The organism is Bradyrhizobium sp. LjRoot220 (assembly GCF_964252915.1).
Lineage (GTDB): Bacteria > Pseudomonadota > Alphaproteobacteria > Rhizobiales > Xanthobacteraceae > Bradyrhizobium.
In genome coordinates this window covers 509,263-525,823 of record NZ_CAXUPS020000003.1, presented here as the reverse complement: position 1 = coordinate 525,823, position 16,561 = coordinate 509,263, and the positions used below count along the sequence as shown (strand labels likewise).

The 16,561-nt window shown below is 59.1% G+C and carries 14 protein-coding genes and 1 tRNA gene; 6 read left to right on the top strand and 9 right to left on the bottom strand.

Annotated features, from left to right (window positions below):
* The first annotated feature begins 5 nt into the window (after nt 1-5).
* Nucleotides 6-2,258 (top strand): AAA family ATPase, encoded by a 2,253-nt coding sequence (locus ACSQ84_RS16620; RefSeq protein ID WP_436212759.1) that lies wholly within the window; start codon nt 6-8, stop codon nt 2,256-2,258.
* Entirely contained in the window at nt 2,242-3,048 is an 807-nt protein-coding gene (locus ACSQ84_RS16615; protein ID WP_436212758.1) for a hypothetical protein, read from the top strand. The genes ACSQ84_RS16620 and ACSQ84_RS16615 overlap by 17 nt, the downstream gene beginning before the upstream one ends.
* Nucleotides 3,049-3,062: 14 nt before the next feature.
* Here the strand turns inward: ACSQ84_RS16615 and ACSQ84_RS16610 are convergent, their stop codons facing one another.
* The 4 genes from ACSQ84_RS16610 to ACSQ84_RS16595 all read right to left on the bottom strand — a co-directional run bounded on the left by ACSQ84_RS16610 (nt 3,063) and on the right by ACSQ84_RS16595 (nt 7,758).
* Nucleotides 3,063-3,470, bottom strand: a complete 408-nt coding sequence (locus tag ACSQ84_RS16610; protein ID WP_436212757.1) for a hypothetical protein — start codon at nt 3,468-3,470, stop codon at nt 3,063-3,065.
* A 104-nt stretch (nt 3,471-3,574) separates the two neighbouring features.
* Entirely contained in the window at nt 3,575-5,008 is a 1,434-nt protein-coding gene (locus tag ACSQ84_RS16605; RefSeq protein WP_436212756.1) for an undecaprenyl-phosphate glucose phosphotransferase, read from the bottom strand.
* Between the two features lie 366 nt (nt 5,009-5,374).
* Nucleotides 5,375-6,388 carry a UDP-glucose 4-epimerase GalE gene (galE, locus tag ACSQ84_RS16600; protein ID WP_436213099.1) on the bottom strand — a complete coding sequence of 338 codons (1,014 nt, stop codon included), beginning with the start codon at nt 6,386-6,388 and terminating at the stop codon, nt 5,375-5,377.
* Nucleotides 6,389-6,438: 50 nt separating this feature from the next.
* The gene (locus tag ACSQ84_RS16595) at nt 6,439-7,758 is read right to left on the bottom strand and encodes a UDP-glucose dehydrogenase family protein (RefSeq protein WP_436212755.1); all 1,320 of its coding nucleotides are present in this window, start codon (nt 7,756-7,758) and stop codon (nt 6,439-6,441) included.
* Between the two features lie 378 nt (nt 7,759-8,136).
* On the opposite strand from ACSQ84_RS16595, the gene ACSQ84_RS16590 reads away from it, so the two are divergent.
* Together ACSQ84_RS16590 and ACSQ84_RS16585 are read left to right on the top strand one after the other, a co-directional pair.
* Entirely contained in the window at nt 8,137-8,433 is a 297-nt protein-coding gene (locus tag ACSQ84_RS16590; RefSeq protein ID WP_436212754.1) for a hypothetical protein, read from the top strand.
* A gap of 278 nt (nt 8,434-8,711) precedes the next feature.
* Nucleotides 8,712-9,422, top strand: coding sequence for a metallophosphoesterase family protein (locus ACSQ84_RS16585; protein ID WP_436212753.1), 711 nt, complete (start codon nt 8,712-8,714; stop codon nt 9,420-9,422).
* 729 nt (nt 9,423-10,151) lie between these two features.
* On the opposite strand, the gene ACSQ84_RS16580 is transcribed toward ACSQ84_RS16585, so the two are convergent.
* Nucleotides 10,152-10,568 carry a hypothetical protein gene (locus ACSQ84_RS16580; RefSeq protein ID WP_436213098.1) on the bottom strand — a complete coding sequence of 139 codons (417 nt, stop codon included), beginning with the start codon at nt 10,566-10,568 and terminating at the stop codon, nt 10,152-10,154.
* A gap of 551 nt (nt 10,569-11,119) precedes the next feature.
* Nucleotides 11,120-11,329: a hypothetical protein gene (locus ACSQ84_RS16575; RefSeq protein WP_436212752.1), complete on the bottom strand. Its 210-nt coding sequence runs from the start codon at nt 11,327-11,329 to the stop codon at nt 11,120-11,122.
* A gap of 216 nt (nt 11,330-11,545) precedes the next feature.
* Between ACSQ84_RS16575 and ACSQ84_RS16570 the strand changes: the two genes are divergently transcribed.
* Nucleotides 11,546-11,698, top strand: a complete 153-nt coding sequence (locus ACSQ84_RS16570) for a hypothetical protein (protein WP_436212751.1) — start codon at nt 11,546-11,548, stop codon at nt 11,696-11,698.
* 224 nt (nt 11,699-11,922) lie between these two features.
* On the opposite strand, the gene ACSQ84_RS16565 is transcribed toward ACSQ84_RS16570, so the two are convergent.
* The 3 genes from ACSQ84_RS16565 to ACSQ84_RS16555 all read right to left on the bottom strand — a co-directional run bounded on the left by ACSQ84_RS16565 (nt 11,923) and on the right by ACSQ84_RS16555 (nt 13,815).
* A complete protein-coding gene (locus tag ACSQ84_RS16565; RefSeq protein WP_436212750.1) occupies nt 11,923-12,294 on the bottom strand; it encodes an H-NS histone family protein in 372 nt (123 codons plus the stop codon).
* Between the two features lie 665 nt (nt 12,295-12,959).
* Entirely contained in the window at nt 12,960-13,268 is a 309-nt protein-coding gene (locus ACSQ84_RS16560) for a hypothetical protein (protein ID WP_436212749.1), read from the bottom strand.
* Between the two features lie 470 nt (nt 13,269-13,738).
* Nucleotides 13,739-13,815, bottom strand: a tRNA-Met gene (locus ACSQ84_RS16555).
* A gap of 302 nt (nt 13,816-14,117) precedes the next feature.
* Between ACSQ84_RS16555 and ACSQ84_RS16550 the strand changes: the two genes are divergently transcribed.
* Nucleotides 14,118-15,725 carry a GMC family oxidoreductase gene (locus tag ACSQ84_RS16550; RefSeq protein ID WP_436212748.1) on the top strand — a complete coding sequence of 536 codons (1,608 nt, stop codon included), beginning with the start codon at nt 14,118-14,120 and terminating at the stop codon, nt 15,723-15,725.
* Nucleotides 15,726-16,561 lie beyond the last annotated feature (836 nt).

Below are 16,561 nucleotides of genomic sequence, written 5' to 3'. Positions count from 1 at the left end.
TGCAGATGTATCAGCCAAGAGACCAGTTCCAGGCGCTCAAGAAGTACGGCATTGAGATCGGCACAACGACGCTGAGCGTCGAGCGTGCGGTGGATATCGTGCGCCGGCAGTGGCCCCTGATCGCCTCGATCGTCGCCGCTTCGATAGCGCTTGTCGTCATCTATCTGCTGGTGTCTACGCCAATGTATACGGCGAACGCCCGTATCCTGATGGATACGCGCCAGACACAGGTTCTGGACAAGGAAACCGCAATCAACAGCAACCTCATCGATACCGGATTTGTCGACAGCCAGGTCGAGATTATCGGCTCCGAGGACCTGATCCAGTCAATCGTGCGGCGGCTGCGTTTGACGGAGGATCGTGAGTTCAACGGCTCCGATCCCGGAATGCTGGCGATCATCATCGGAAAGGCGCTTACCCTGTTCGGCTCCGATGGTCCGCCTTCGAAGGAGCGGATCGAGCGCGCGGCCGTCGAGGCAGTACAGAGAAATCTCAAGGTCGAGCGTGTGCTCACGACCTATGTGCTGTCGCTCAATTTCCGTTCCAAGAATGCGGAAAAGGCCGCGCAGATCGCAAATGCGATCGCTGACGCGTACATCGTTGGCGCGCTCGAGGCGAAATACCAGTCGACCAAACGGGCCGGCGAATGGCTGCAACAGCGCAGCGCCGAACTGCGCGAACAGGCGACCGCTAGCGACCGCGCCGTGCAGACCTTCAAGACCGAGAACAACATCGTCGGCACCAGCCGCGGCTTGATGACCGAGCAGCAGCTGTCCGACGTCAATACCCAGCTCATTCAGGCCCGTGCCGCCACCGCTGAAGCCAGGGCCCGCCTCGACAGGATCGAGGCGATTTCGGACAAGGACCTGGCTCAACCGACCGTCACCGACGCACTCAACAATTCGGTCATCACCCGGCTTCGCGCCCAGTTTCTCGACCTGGCGGGCCAGTATGCCGATTGGTCGGCACGCTACGGCAAGACCCACCAGGCATCGATCAATCTCAACAACCGCATGGAAGAGCTGCGCAAGGCCATCGCGGACGAGGTCCGCCGTATCGCCGACGCCTACCGAAGCGATTACGCCATCGCCAAGAGCCGCGAAGCCTCTCTTGAGGAAAACATGAAAGGACTGGTCACCCAGGCCGGCAACACCGGTCAGGCGCAGGTAAGGCTGCGGGATCTCGAAAGTGCCGCCGATACCTATCGCAACCTGTACAACAACTTCCTTGAGAAGCTTCAGCACGCGACGCAGAATCAGAGCTTCCCGATCAGCGAAGCGCGCATCATCAGCACGGCGGTCAAGCCCGACAAGAAGAGTTCACCCAAAACCCTGCTGGCGCTGGTCGGCGGCCTGGTCGGCGGACTCTGCTTCGGATTTGGTGCAGCCTTCTCGAAGGAGCTTTTGAGCGACGTTCTGCGGTCTCCCGGCGATGTCGAGGACGAACTCGGCGTGAAATGTCTCGGCGTGCTGCCCGACTTACGTTCGCAAAAGCCGGTTGCGAAAAAGGCCCGCTCGCTGCTGCCGATCGATGGTTCGGCCGCGAAGGACAAGGACGATTCCCTCACCCACTATGTCGTTGACCATCCATTTTCGCGCTACGCCGAGACCCTGCGAAACATCAAGGTTTCCATCGACGTCGCCCGGCTGACCCGCGACGTCAGGGTGATCGGCATCGTCTCTTCATTGCCGAAGGAGGGGAAGACCACGATCGCCGCCAATTTTGGCCACCTGATCGCCTTGACCGGCCACCGTACCCTGCTGATCGATGGCGATCTGCACACACGCTCGCTGACGCGCGAACTGGCACCAAACGCCAAGACCGGCTTGCTTGAAGCGCTCAGGGACCCCCAGTCGCTCGGTCAGCACATCAAGCGCAGCAAGGAAACCGGCCTGGACTTCCTTCCGTCCTTCGTCGTCGCGCGCATGGTCAATTCGGCTGACGTGATGGCTTCCAAGGCGATGGCGGATATGCTGGCCATGGTGCGCGACAATTACGACTACATCATCATCGATCTTGCGCCGGTGATGCCTGTGACCGACGCAAAGGCAGCCAGCCACCTCCTCGATGCGATGGTCTATGTCATCGAATGGGGCCGGACGACGCGCAGCGCGTTGCAGGAATCGCTGGCCAGTTCGGAAGCCATCCAGAAGAAGCTTCTCGGGGCGGTTCTAAACCGTGCAAACCCGAAGATGCTCAAGCGCATCGAGGCCTATAAGGGCTCACACTACAACAGCTACTATGTCGAAGGCGCCTGAGGCGGCGCCGCCGCATCGGCCAATCCGTCGCCACTATCGCCGGCTCATGCTGGGCGCCAACATCGTTCTCGCAGCCGGCGCGCTGGTCTGGGCGATCCGGGTATTTCCCGATATTGGCGACCCCGCTGTTCCACTTGTCGCCAGCCGCCTCGCGCGCGGCGAGAGGTACGATCCGGCCCTCCTGCGGGAAATGATTGCCGCGAACCTCGCAGCCGCTGAGCGGCAATGCAGTTCGAAGACGCTGCGCGAGTTGCTGCTTTTGCAGATCGGGGTAGCCAGCGAAACGGCACGCAGCGCCAATTTGCGGCAGGCGGACACCGACACTGCCCGCGTCAGTTCCCTGAGCAAGGCGCTGATTGCGTGCGCACCTACCGAATCCCTCGGCTGGCTTGGGATGTACTGGTCCAATATTCGCCAGGAAGGTTTCGGACCGCGCGCGGTGACGCTTCTGGGCCAGTCCTATCGCCTGGCGCCTCACGAGGCCTGGCTACAGCTCATTCGAGCGCCATTGGCGCTCCGCAGCTTCGACGCCCTGCCACCAGGCCTCCAGGAAGCAGCCGTACAGGATTTCGAAGACATTTTTCGAGCCCGGCTGTTCCCTAGCGCAGCAACCCTTTACCAAGGGGCTCCCGTCGGCGCCCAGACGAAGTTGCTGGACCGAACCTGTGCCGCTGCGGAAGCCGAACGGCGGGTGTTTCTTCATTTTGTGTCCGAAGGCGGAATGCGGATCCGCCACCGTTGCTATCCAACCGGTCCGGCTCCAATCGTCGATGTCCGGCGACCACCGTGAAACGACGTCGCCGGCTACGGCTTTGGCTTGGCGGCACCCCATGCGACGGGCGCAAAATCGTTCAGGCTTCGCTCATTCGACGACTGGCCCTTGAACATCAGGAGGCCGCGGCTTGTGGCGACGATGTCGCCAGCGCGCAAACTGTCATCCTCGAGAATTCTTTGGAATGTTTCGTGAGCCGCTTCCGCGTCGGAATGCACGGGCGGAGCAAAACTCCGCCCTTCACGCCTTCGTTCTTCGACGCGGCGGCGGGCGGCCTCTATATCCGCAAGCCATTGCTCGCGAGACACTCTGGGCTCGCTGGGCTGGTCCGACTCTGGCTCGACCTGCGCCATTAGCTCGGCCTGCGCCATTGCGCACGGCGAAGCAACTCCGCCAAAAACAAGCGTCGCTATCAGGATACTGAATGATGCCGACCGCATCGGAAAATCTTAGATCATGGCCGCCCGAAAGCAAAGTCACGTCAGCCACCGAGACCCGCCACATCCTGCCTCAAGCCACGTCCTGCCTCAAGCCACGTCCTGCCTCAATAGGCATCCTGATACATCATCACCATCGCCGTGCGGATAATAATCCGTATATCCAGCCAGATACTCCAGTTACTGACGTACCAGACGTCATACTCGACGCGCTTTTCCATCAGGTCGATGGTCGGCGTCTCGCCGCGGAAGCCGTTGACCTGCGCCCAACCCGTCAAGCCCGGCTTCATATGATGGCGATACACATAGTTGCTGATCACCTGGTCGTAATAGTTGTCATGGGCTAGCGCATGCGGCCTCGGACCGACCAATGACATTTCCCCGCGCAGCACGTTCCAGAGCTGCGGCAATTCATCGATGCTGGTTTTCCGCAGGAAGCGGCCAACCCGGGTCACCCGGCTATCCTGCTTCGTCGCTTGCGTGACGGTATGGCCGTTCTCCGCCACGCTCATGCTGCGAAACTTCCAGATCTCGAATGGCCTTCCGTTGAAGCCCCGACGGGATTGCCGGAAAATGATGCTGCCCTCCGAATCGAGCTTGATCAGGATCGCCGAGATGATCAATAGAGGTGCCAGCATCAGCAGGGCAATCGAGGCAAGGCCGATATCCAGACACCGCTTCTGCGCGCGTTCGAATATCGAAAGCGGCGGCCGCTGGATTTCGATCGCCATCGTCCCGCTGACCGGCATGAACGGCCGCGAAACCAGATCTGCGATCGGAAAATCCGGCAGCAGCCGGATCGGCTGCGGAACCTGACGCAGGCGCTGACTGAGTTTCTGGAGCATCGGCAGTTCGTTCCAGTCGATTGCCAGAAGAAACTCCTCGGCGTTCGTCGTGCGAGACTGGCGAATGATATTCAGGATTTCGGCATCGAGTGCCGCGTCATCCTGCGTCGCGTTCAAGACGAAGTGACGCACGACATCAAAGCCGTTCTTTCGCAAATCCTTGAAGCGATTCGAAGTGAAATCGAGCGGCTTCAGGCTGAGCAGTACGACCCTGCGGTCGATCAAGTGACCCTTTGCCAGGGACGACGCCAGGCCGATGCGCCAGGCCGCCCGGTGCGCTCCCAAGCTGAGAATCCCGGCAATCGCGAACACAATGGTCGTGCCGCGCGAAAGACTCGTCGTCGATTTGAGAAGAAAAGCGATAAGAGCCAGAATCGCCAGCGACATCATCCAGACGAAAACAACCTTCCGCGCCTGCCACATTCCGTTGAACAGGCGATGGCTGTCGTAGACGCGCTGGAAAAAGGCGATTGCGACGAACGCAACACCGACGATCAGGCCCGCGCCGATCGGAACTTCCTGGTCGGCCGTCGTTCCCATGAACTGGCGATATACGACACCCGCCACGAGATAACTCAGCAGGATCAGGAGAAAGTCGCCGCTGATGAGAAAGATCTGGAACGGCCGCTGCAACGACGCGCCACGGCTTGCAATCGTCGCAGCGACGTCTTCGGAACCATATGTTGTTGCAGACATCTCGGGCCCTCGTCACTTCACCACTGCAACCGCCGACATCACTGCAACTCACCGACGCGCTTATTTAATTATCGGAGGGCCGCGAGCGATGTAGGAAGACTTGCGTCGCAGATTTCCAACAACGCCTTGAGAGAGTGCTAACCAATCGAAGCGAGAGTGTGGCACCGCACCAAAAAAAATCAAACCAATTTTGCATTGCATCAATGCGGCAATTAAATGATCATATAATGCCATTTAAATATTCAGTATGCGCACGCCCTGCGCAGTAAATAATTAAAAACAAGGCAATTTTCCCGCCGTGTCATAATCCTGATAAATGTGGCGCAGGGACCTTCGCATTGCGCATATCGGCCCTGATAAATCCGCCTAGCGAACTCGCATTTCGGCTTCAATGCGGGGGTGAGCCAGTTGATGCCAGGCCCAGGAAGACCTCACGACCGTCGTCAGATCCGAGCACGCTGGAAGAAAATCGAGATCAACCCGAGCTGCCGATGGATCGGCGACCAGAATGGGCGGGTCCCCAGGCCGACGCGGCTTCGTCACCAGCGGAACGGTAAGGCCTGTCTCGCGCTCGATGGCCGCCAGCACCTGGCGCACCGAGAATCCAGAACCCGTGCCAAGATTATAGCGACCGCCCGGAGCGCCGTTCAGCAGGGCATCAAGAGCACGCACATGCGCTGCGGCCAGATCCACCACGTGAATGTAGTCGCGTATCGCAGTGCCATCCGGGGTCTCATAATCATCCCCAAAGATCGCAAAGTCGCTGACGTGACCTTGCAGGGCCATCATGGCGCGAGGAATGAGATGGGTTTCCGGATCGCGAAGTTCACCGATTGATCCCGACAGGTCCGCGCCACAGGCGTTGAAATAGCGCAGGCAAAATGAATTCATTCCATAGGCAGAATGATAATCCGCCAGGATTTGCTCGATCATCCATTTCGAGGCGCCGTAAGGGTTCACGGCAACGCCGGCGGCGCCCTCACCGATCGGATCGCGGCTCGCATTGCCGTAGACTGCTCCGGTACTCGAAAACACCAGGCGGCGACAGTTCTGCGCCAGCATCGCTTTCAATAGCGACACCGTTCCGCACACATTGTTCAGATAATACTTCTGGGGCGCCATGACGGACTCGCCCACCTGGCTGAATGCCGCAAAATGCATCACGGCGGCGACGCCGTGCGAAGCTATCGCTTCGGCTACTCGTGGCGTGTCACTGACGTCGCCCTCGACAAAAGGGCCCCACTTCACGAAGTTGCGGTGACCGGTCGATAGATTATCGAAGCATACCGGAACATAGCCGGCCTCCGATAAAGCCTTGCAGCAATGCGCGCCGATATAGCCGGCACCTCCGGTCACAAGAATCGCAGGGCGTTGGGGCACCGATTTCTCCACGAGAGAGGTTCAGATTGACGTTTGCACCGGGCTCAAGATCAGCCCGCTGCTTTCGCCTGGCGCCCGACACTCTGGTACAGGAATCCCTTACTGGTGAGGTCGTCAGGGCTGTATATGTTTCGAAGATCGATCACCACGGGCGCCGCCATATCCTGCTTGAGCCGGTCGAGGTCGAGGGCGCGAAATTGCTCCCACTCGGTCACAATGACCAATGCGTCGGCGCCCTCGGCACAGCTGTAAGCATTCTCATGATATTCAATGTCAGGCATCTCGAGCCTGGCCTGCTCCATGCCCACCGGATCAAAGGCCCGAACCGTCGCGCCCATGTCGCGGAGCGCCGTAATCAACGGGATCGACGGGGCCTCGCGCATGTCGTCGGTATTGGGCTTGAAGGTCAAGCCGAGAACAGCAACGGTTTTTCCGCGAAGATTACCGCCGAACGGCGCGGCGACCTTGCGTGCCATCGCGCGTTTGCGCGTATCATTGACCGAGTTCACCGCTTCCAGAATCCTCAGCGGGACTTCGTAGTCCTGCGCGGTCTTGATCAGCGCGCGGGTGTCCTTGGGAAAGCACGAGCCCCCAAAGCCGGGGCCGGCATGCAGGAATTTCGATCCGATCCGATTGTCCAAACCTATGCCGCGGGCGATCTCCTGAACGTCCGCGCCGACCTTTTCCGCCAGATCGGCAATTTCGTTGATAAACGTGATCTTGGTGGCCAGGAATGCATTGGCCGCATACTTGATGAGTTCGGCGGTACGGCGTCCGGTGTACATGATCGGCGCCTGATTCAGATAAAGCGGTCGGTAGATCTCGCCGATCACCTTGCGCGCGCGCGGATTCTCGGTGCCCACGACAATGCGGTCCGGATGCTTGAAGTCACGCACGGCCGCGCCTTCGCGCAGAAACTCCGGGTTCGATGCGACTGCGACGTCGGCCGAGGGATTTATCTGCGCTATGATTCGCTCCACCTCATCGCCTGTGCCCACCGGGACGGTCGATTTCGTGACGATCACGGTAAAGCCCTGGACGGATTTCGCAATTTCCCGAGATGCCGCATAGACATAGCTGAGATCCGCGTGACCATCGCCGCGCCGCGACGGCGTGCCAACGGCGATAAAGACAACGTCTGCCTCGCCTACCGGCCCAGCAAGATCGGTCGTGAAAACAAGTCGGCCCTCGCGCGCGTTGGTTTGAACAACTCGATCAAGGTCTGGTTCGAATATCGGGATTTCGCCGCGCTGTAACGATGCGATCTTGGCCTCGTCCTTGTCCACGCAGGTGACGTGGTGTCCAAAGTCGGCGAAACAGGCACCTGAAACCAATCCAACGTATCCCGTTCCCACAACAACAACGCGCATGAGCTGAGCACTTTCTTTCCGGTATTTAATTCCCCGACAGCGAAGGTTTTAAATTAACCATGGAAGCGGGTCAAAACCTAACCTTGCCTTGAAAAGCCTGCTCGATTTCGTGGCTTTCGGTCGAAAATCCGAAATTGTCCTGCAAACGCAACACTCTCGCGAAACGAGAGGGCTGAAAGGGGCGGCAGGCCGGAAATTAAATGCGCGTGTCTTGATCGGTTTAAGCTCGGCCCGGAAAATTACCGCGCTCGGCGCTCACCGGTGAGCATCCCGGCAGGCGGCTTCGGAACCGAATTTCGAGCAATTTCAATGGCTAAATTAAGCCAATTTTAGGCCGGCCAGCGGTAAGAAACAGCGTCGTTGTATGGAGTAGGTGGTGTGACCACACTGGCCATTTGCAGTACGTTGATTGGGTTGGTTCTTGGAATTCGGTTTCGGTTTCTGGTTCTGGTGCCCATTGTTTTCGTTGGGGCGATTTCGCTAGCGGCGATGTCGATGGCGCAGGGCCAGACCCTGCTGCAGGCAATTACAGCGGTGGTGGTTTTCGCAGCACTTCTGCAATTTGGCTACGTATGCTCCGCGCTGTTCATGTCGATCGTAAGGGCTCCACGTCCCGCCAGGACCGTGCCGAAGGTGCCCCATGCCGCCCGGGTCGTCGTCGCCCGGAAGTCTTGACCCTCGCCGAGGGACCGACTGCAAATCCACCGCGGGACGCATGTCCGCCGGCCTGCCCCGCGGCTCGATCCGGAGCGCGTCGGTGAGGCAACGACGTTCGGCGGTTACGTCACCCTTCAGACAATAACCCCCTCCGCGTCCTGCCAAACCGGCACCACGATGATATATGTTCATCCCAGGCGGTTAATGCCAAGGTGAGGATTCGCGCGGCCTAGAGCCCCGGACGCCTTTGTGAGTATATTATCCTGATGTTGTCAGCCCTACGCCTTGCGAAGCCGATGGCGAAGCCAAGGTTGCCGGACGGGGTCCGGATATACGCCATCAGCGATATTCACGGCTGCGCGCATCTACTCGATCAAATGCTCCGGGTCATCGACGCCGACGTTGCCCACAGCAGGCCGCGTCACGCGATCGAAGTCTTCATGGGCGATTACATCGACCGCGGTCCGGATTCGCGCGCAACACTCGATCTCCTGATTGAGCGGGCCCAGCGTGGCAACGCGGTATTCCTGAAAGGCAATCACGAAGCCTTTCTCGATGAGGTCTTTCGCGATCCCGGCCGCATGGGAGATTGGTTTCAGGTCGGTGGGCTGGAAACATTGATGTCTTACGGACTTTCTCCGTCGGTCAATCCAGACGGCGACGAGCAGCATACATTAATGAGAGAGTTATTCGAGGCGATGCCGGAACGCCATCGCGACTTTTTGGGACGCCTGCGTCTCAACTTCTCCTGCGGCGACTTCTTTTTTGTTCATGCGGGTGTTCGACCGGGCATACGGCTGGCTGACCAACGGGAGGAAGACCTGCTTTGGATTCGAGAGGATTTTCTCCAGCACAAGAAACGGTTCAGCAAATATATTGTTCATGGCCATACACCGGTTCGCAGCGCAGAGATTTTGGCAAACCGCGCCAACATAGATACCGGGGCGTACGCCACCGGGAATCTGACGCTGCTTTCAATTCAAGGTTCCCGCCTGCTGGCCATCTGACCATTGCGGGCGTCCGATAGCGCTTCGCGCGGCCTTCTTTGGTTTTTCTCCGGTCGCCTCGACTGCGCCGCCTGACGGCTGCTGGAAAGCGATTTCCCCGCTCGTTGGTCTCTCATTCTCCTCTTGCCAGCTATCGGAGGTCGGGGGGTCCATGATTCCAAGCGCATCGTTCCGGCGCGCTGACTGGCCAAGCACTGAAACGCCGGCGGTAACCGTACCGCCAGCGCGTACGCGCCACGAAGATGGGAGACAACGGGCCGCAGCGATGGGCCGCGATCAGTTCGGCTCCATACCAGCCGCGACGGCATCCCCCGTTTAGAGAACTGAGGATTGCTCAGAACTTAGGCTGGGAAGCTGGCCGTACTTGAATTACGGCTAGGGCAATCACGCGCGAAGCAACGGCTATCGGGCGGCAAAAAAACGGGAGGATGTCCTATGCGAGTTGGGATCGAAATCAACTTTGCCCTATGGGGTATGATCGCTTGCGTCGTGATCGAGACGCTTCAGACTTTCTCTATCCTGTGAACGCCTTGATCCTGTCAGCGCCTAGGCCGCGCCTTGCCTGACAGGCCATTCCGAGCCTCCGAACCCGGCGGCGAAGGCCTTCTTCGCAGCCAGCTTTTCGCCGTGCTGGCAGACTAAGGCCTGCAGCGGATCCAAGGTTAGGGGCTCCTGGTGCTGACCCGGCCGAATGTGATCCCCCGGAACGGCGCGGCGGCCGCGCAACGCTTACGCGGCGGACGCGGGCGGTTTGAAGTCCGGAAACCGGCTAAGCAACGCGGCCTTCAAAAACTTGAAGTGGGCTATCGTTACAGCAAGCTCCTGGAGACGGTGCTGTCCGTTGGAGATTTCGTTGCTGAACAAGGTCTGGTGGTGGCTGTCGAGTGCATCGCGCTCAAGGTATTCGTCGGTTCCATTTCCGAAGGTCACCGCGGCACGGGCCAGGACGTCTTCCACACGCCGGCTAAGACCCGATTGCTCCTGTTCCGCCTCGCGAATCGCCACGTCCAGGGCGTCCAGAACGGAACTCACCCGCGACCGATCGGTGTCGACGTCGCGTCCGGCCGACCGCACCCTGAAATCGCGGTCGCCGGATCGACCGCCGGCGTATTTTTGCGCGCGAGTCCGTGAGAGCAGCTGAAACATCATTTAATGCCCGTCCCGTTGCGCCGCCACGGCAGCATAAAGCCCAAAATCACCCAAGCCAGGTTAATAATTATTTAATGCGGCGGCGGCTCGCGTGGGAACCGCGCTAACCTCCTCTCAAATATCGTTGACTTGAAGTCCTGCCCGCACGATCTGGCAACATCGATGCCACCCACTCCAGGCATCCGCCGGTTCATTGCCGGGATCTGCGCCGGCCAGGGTCTGCCGGTTCATGCCCATGCTCGCGACAAAGGACGCGATCATGCTGCTCGGCGAGCTGACGCCATAGGTCCCGTGAACTTTTTTCGTTCGCGGCATTCGACGCTGACGATCAGGAATTCACCGTCCGAGCGAACAAAGGACGCGACCTCACCGTCCCACGGCTTGGCCAAAAAAATCCCCGCCATTCACTCTCCCATCATTCCGATCGGCGTGAAGCCGATCCTGCGGCACCAGCCGTCACTGATAGCGGATATCTGACATGCCTGGCGCTCGCGATGCCATCGAAGGCAAGACCATCGAACCCACCGAGCGCCGCATCCTGCCGACAGTCAGGAAAAAAGCCAGACTACCAAATTCAAAAAAATGGAGCCCAGAAAGTACATCCACACCGCCATTACCAACAGCATCAATCCAAGGAATCCTCCCGTGAAAAACTTCTCTTTGGCTCTGACAACAAACGGGATTCTTTCCGGCCGCTGCAGCATTTTGGCGCTCTGTTTGCTTGGAGAAATCGAGAACTGGGTGCTGAATTTGAGCATCTCGTGGCACACCGCACTAGTGGCGTACTGTGTTCAGTAAATGTCGATCAGCTCGGTGCCAAATAAAATCTTCTTTTTCTCCGATCGTGCTTTGCCCGGTTGAATTTTAAAATTTTACAGGAGTAATATCTATTTAATGACGGGAGCAAGATAAACTCTGCGATGGTCCATCCTGGCCCGTTTAACTCTCGACGAACAAACCTTCACGGATCGGTCATGCAGCAAGTGGCTCTTAGCGACAGATATGTGGATTTTGCCAACCACTGCCTGCAGTTGGCCGCGACGACGACCGATGAGCAGTCGCGCCGGATGCTGCGCGAGATGGCAAGCAAATGGCTCGAATTGGCTGAGATGGCGCTGGCTGGCTAGACCGCTGGGGCGGAGCGGGAAGGTTTGGCTTGCCGTCTGGCTTCGCGCCCCACCGCTTCACGCTCGACGCAATCACACCACGATGAAGCGCGGCCGGCGAGCCGCATGGGGCCGGACCATTTGCGCAATGAATGATATGCGCAGTGTATGACTTGCGCAGTGAATGACGTCCGCGGCAGCGCGCGCGTGAATGTGCGTCGGCTGCGGCCCCGAACCTCCTCGGTCTACCGGCTGCTCGCGCGCTTGCGCTTGCCCCGATCGATCAGAAAATCATTCATCTTCTTGCCGGCCTTGAGCTGCAACACCATCCAGCGCGGTTGCTTGCCCCGACCGGCCCAGGTCTCGGACGGGTCCGATGGATTCTGGAATTTGGGGAGAACCGGTGGGTATTTTCGGCGAACGGCTCGACGTTCCGCAACTTGCCGATCCGGACGATTGATTTTCGCCATCATGCCGCTGTTGAGCTTCGCAAGCCTTTGCTCCAGCTCACGTTTTTCATTCGTTATTTTGTCGGCCAAGATATTGCCGACTTGCTCATGAAGGGCCCACAGCTCGTCCATGGATAATGACGAGAGATTGAATTTGCGAAACTTCATTTCTTCTCCCTAAGTATCTTTTTTCCTTGGGCTACTATTTCGTTGGGCTACGATTTGTTCGCTCGGGTTGTTATATCCAATCAGATTTCCCAAAATTACCACATTTGATTACGGGAGATACCTTTGGTTGCGGAAAAAGTTGCCGCATACAGATCGTTCAGGAACGATATGCCGCAATAAATGGCTTTAGCGTTATTTTATTTCGCAATACAGCCTTATTTGAGCTGGCTGCAGTCGGCCCGGCATCTGCCCGGCGCGCGACTGTTCCGCCTCCCGGAAATAAAGCGCTGCACCGCTTCGTAGCCGTATGGCCGGACCTTCGTGGGGTGCCACCTCAAAATCGTGTGCAGCCAAATCGCTCATCCCCGGGCTTCCAAACGACCGCGGCGATGGAAAGACGTCCTAACGCGCACGCCCGTTTGCTCGTAGCCTGCTTCGTTCCAGCGGCGCCAACGACTGACGTTCTCGAAGCGATACCGCCCGACGCAAGGCCAGATTTTCCTCGAGTCGCAACGCGAGCTGGAGACGCGTTTCGTAGATATTGCGGAGCGAGGAATCCTGCATCTGAATTTCGCGTCCAATGTATTCACCGGCGGAGAAACCCTGTTCGTCGTCAGATCGCATTGGAGAACTCATCTTCTGATTCACGGGAGTTGGTGGGGGGCTTATTGGCGCAGAGTTGCGACAATAAAGAGACGAGTGCTTGGTTCCATCGCATCAAAAATAAAAGGCATAAGGCCTGCCATGTGGATTCGACGGCAGCGCATTTGAGCCATGCAATCAGCGCTGTAGAGCTGGAACTGCCGCTGGCGGCGCAGCTTCGGCTGCGCGCCAAGCACTCCAGCCGCTTTCGTGTTTGCGATAAAGCTCAAGCCATCGTCTCTCTTCGGGCGTCGTTGGTTCGTCATCCAGATTCCAGGCGGCGTCGGCTGAATGGCGTTCAGAAGAAAGCTGCTCCAGCCGTTCGAACTCACGCGTCTCTTCCAGCGTCAACCCGATGAGGGTGTAGGACTGTGAAGTGCTCGCCTGATATCGCCTTGGAAAGATTCTTCGCTCACGGCTCACGCGCACCACTCCCACGAAGCGGCCCCGCGTGATGCTAGCCCTTTCGCGCTTTCCTTTCGTGGTGAAAGAGTTGTCTGTCGCCGGAAGATTTAGGCAGCGCAATGCTCACGAAGCATTCATCCGGAGACGCGCTCGACGTCTGGCTGCCCCGATGCAGGATGGCAGCGCGTGGATGCTGGAGATCGGATCGTGCGGTTCGTTCCCTTGTTGGGAGTTTGGCAGCACCGTGGCGGCCCAAGCGGAGCGCATCGGAGAACGGTCCGCCATCGCCCGCCACCGCCTAGGCGGTCGATCGTCGATGCAGGGTTGCCCCGATGCCACCGGAGCGGCGGCCCCAAAAGAAAAACCCTTCCAGGTCGTTGACCTGGAAGGGCTGTCTTGGTTGCGGGGATAGGATTTGAACCTATGACCTTCAGGTTATGAGCCTGACGAGCTACCGGGCTGCTCCACCCCGCGTTAAACCTTTGCTTTGCCTTCAAAAAGACCGGACCCGAAGCAAAAGCGGCCAACGCTTTTGGGCGCCGATCGATCCCGTCCAGAGGCTTCCTGAGAAGGCAACCCGGGCAATGCCCCTAGGTGCGAGCGGTATGTATCAACGCAAGCCTGCTTTGGAAAGCCCCATGGTGCGGTTTTTGAGGTTTTTGTGACGCCAAAAACGCCACCAAATGGCCTCGTGGGGCCACCCTTGCCACCAAAGGCGTAAAAGCGGAACTTTGGGGCAATAAAGCCTGGAAAAACATCGGGATTGGGGGGCACGCGTGACGGATACCTTCGACTTCGTGGTGGTGGGCGCCGGCTCCGGCGGGTGCGCGGTGGTGGGACGACTTTCGGAGGATCCGCAGACGTCGGTGGCGCTGCTCGATGCCGGCGGCAGGAACGACAATTGGGTGGTGACGACGCCGTTCGCGCTGGCGCTGATGGTGACCGGCACCATCAACAACTGGGCCTTCAACACCGTGCCGCAGGCCGGCCTCAACGGCCGCATCGGCTATCAGCCGCGCGGTAAGGGCCTCGGCGGCTCGTCCGCGATCAATGCCATGATCTATATCCGCGGCCACCGCAGCGACTATGACCAATGGGCCGCGCTCGGCAATGCCGGCTGGTCGTTCGCCGACGTGCTGCCCTACTTCAGGCGTTCGGAAAACAACGCCGACTTCGACGGCGACTATCACGGCAAGGACGGCCCGCTCGCCGTCAACAAGCTGCGCACCGAAAATCCGGTGCAGCAGATCTTCATGCAGGCGGCGCAGGAAGGCCAATTCCGGATCCGCGAGGATTTCAACGCCGAAGACCATGAAGGCCTCGGCATCTACCAGGTGACGCAGAAGAACGGCGAACGCTGGAGCGCGGCGCGGGCCTACATCCATCCGCATATGAATAGCCGCCCTAATCTGCGCGTCGAGACCGCCGCGCAGGCCACGCGCATTTTGTTCGAAGGCAAGCGCGCGGTCGGGATCGAGTACCGCCAGGGCAAGGAATTGAAGCAACTCCGCGCCCGGCGCGAGGTGATCATCGCCTCCGGCGCGTTCCAGACCCCGCAATTGCTGATGCTGTCCGGTGTCGGCGACAGCACCGCGCTTGGCAAGCACGGCATCGCCAGCGTGCACCACCTGCCCGGCGTCGGACAGAATTTGCAGGACCATCCTGACTTCGTGTTCGGCTACATGTCCGACAATCCGAATTTTAATGGCCTCTCGTTCAAGGCGATGCCGCGGCTGCTCCGCGGTATCCGCCAGTACCGGCGCGAGCGCCGTGGGCCGATGACCTCGAATTTCGCCGAATGCGGCGGCTTCCTGAAAACCCGGCCCGACCTCGAAATGCCCGACGTGCAATTGCATTTCGGCATGGCGCTGACCGACGATCACGGCCGCAAGCGCCACAAGGGCACCGGCTTCTCGCTCCATGTCTGCCAGCTGCGGCCGAAGAGCCGCGGCCATGTCGCGCTCGGCAGCGCCGATCCCTTTGCGCCACCCTTGATCGATCCGAATTTCCTGGCCCATCCCGATGACCTCGAAACCATGCTCGGCGGCTACAAGGTGACAAAACGGTTGCTGGAGACGCCGGCGCTGCGCGCCTTGCAGAAACGCGACATGTTCACGGCCGGCGTGCACACCGACGACGACATCCGCAGCCTGCTGCGCGCCCGCGTCGATACCGTCTATCATCCGGTCGGCACCTGTAAGATGGGCGTCGACGATCCCTTGGCGGTGGTCGATCCGAAGCTGAAAGTGCACGGCATGAACGGCCTGCGGGTGGTCGACGCTTCTGTTATGCCGACCTTGATCGGCGGCAACACCAATGCGCCGACCATCATGATCGGCGAGAAAGCGGCGGACATGATCAAGGCCGAGATGCGGGCGGGATGATTGGCTGTCATCCCCGCGCAGGCGGGGATCCAGTACGCCGCGGCTTCTCGTTCAATCATCGTTGTCTCTGGAATACTGGGTCACCCGCATTCGCGGGTGACGACAACTGAATATGCGTTCACGATCTCGCGACGCATCGCGCCCGAGGTTTGCTGGAAACTTCCCGCCCCCGAAAACAGAGGGCGCAGGGAATGCCGCATGCGCGCTGCACCCGCGATCTCGTGTGCAATGTGCATAAGAATGCGCACACGAGCATACAGGGCAGCGGAGAACATCCGACATTCCCTGCGCAATGGCTTTACGGCTTATAACGTGCTCTCCCCGGAGAACGGCTCTTTTGCCTCCGTTGCGCCCTGGAAGCTATTGCCTCCAGGTGCATTGACGCCAGCAACGCGGCGTCAGGACCACACGTCTTTGCCGTACGCTCTCGCGCCGTTCGTTATCGGCGCTACCAGCGTCCACCGCGACCCGTCCCAACGATCGTGACGATCATGATACGCCCCTCTGGCGGAACGGGATGGGTGAGGATATAAACTGATTTGCTATTCTGTAAAAGCGAAATATTTTTAATTTCGGGGCTTGACACGACTTACGCAAATCAGAACTGATTTGCCCGTCGGGTTGATTTGTCGCAACCAGCTCGCGAGATTTCGCTTGCGCGCAAGGCGACGCAGCAACGTCGGTAGGGCGGATTGGAGCCGAAGGCGTAATCCGCCGCTCGTAGCCACGACACCACCTGCTATCCAGCGTCTGACTTCAAATCGTTAAGCCCTGCGATTAATGCGCGGAGATTTCGGCGAGCATGATTGCGCGGTTAGGCGGAATGGCGGATTACG

Coding starts and splice junctions, on each gene's coding strand:
- ACSQ84_RS16575 (WP_436212752.1), bottom strand. CDS start 11,329: ATGCTCAAATTCAGCACCCAGTTCTCGATTTCTCCAAGCAAACAGAGC.
- ACSQ84_RS16570 (WP_436212751.1), top strand. CDS start 11,546: ATGCAGCAAGTGGCTCTTAGCGACAGATATGTGGATTTTGCCAACCAC.
- ACSQ84_RS16605 (WP_436212756.1), bottom strand. CDS start 5,008: ATGTCTGCAACAACATATGGTTCCGAAGACGTCGCTGCGACGATTGCA.
- ACSQ84_RS16615 (WP_436212758.1), top strand. CDS start 2,242: ATGTCGAAGGCGCCTGAGGCGGCGCCGCCGCATCGGCCAATCCGTCGC.
- ACSQ84_RS16610 (WP_436212757.1), bottom strand. CDS start 3,470: ATGCGGTCGGCATCATTCAGTATCCTGATAGCGACGCTTGTTTTTGGC.
- ACSQ84_RS16585 (WP_436212753.1), top strand. CDS start 8,712: ATGGCGAAGCCAAGGTTGCCGGACGGGGTCCGGATATACGCCATCAGC.
- ACSQ84_RS16620 (WP_436212759.1), top strand. CDS start 6: ATGTATCAGCCAAGAGACCAGTTCCAGGCGCTCAAGAAGTACGGCATT.
- ACSQ84_RS16565 (WP_436212750.1), bottom strand. CDS start 12,294: ATGAAGTTTCGCAAATTCAATCTCTCGTCATTATCCATGGACGAGCTG.
- ACSQ84_RS16595 (WP_436212755.1), bottom strand. CDS start 7,758: ATGCGCGTTGTTGTTGTGGGAACGGGATACGTTGGATTGGTTTCAGGT.
- ACSQ84_RS16580 (WP_436213098.1), bottom strand. CDS start 10,568: ATGTTTCAGCTGCTCTCACGGACTCGCGCGCAAAAATACGCCGGCGGT.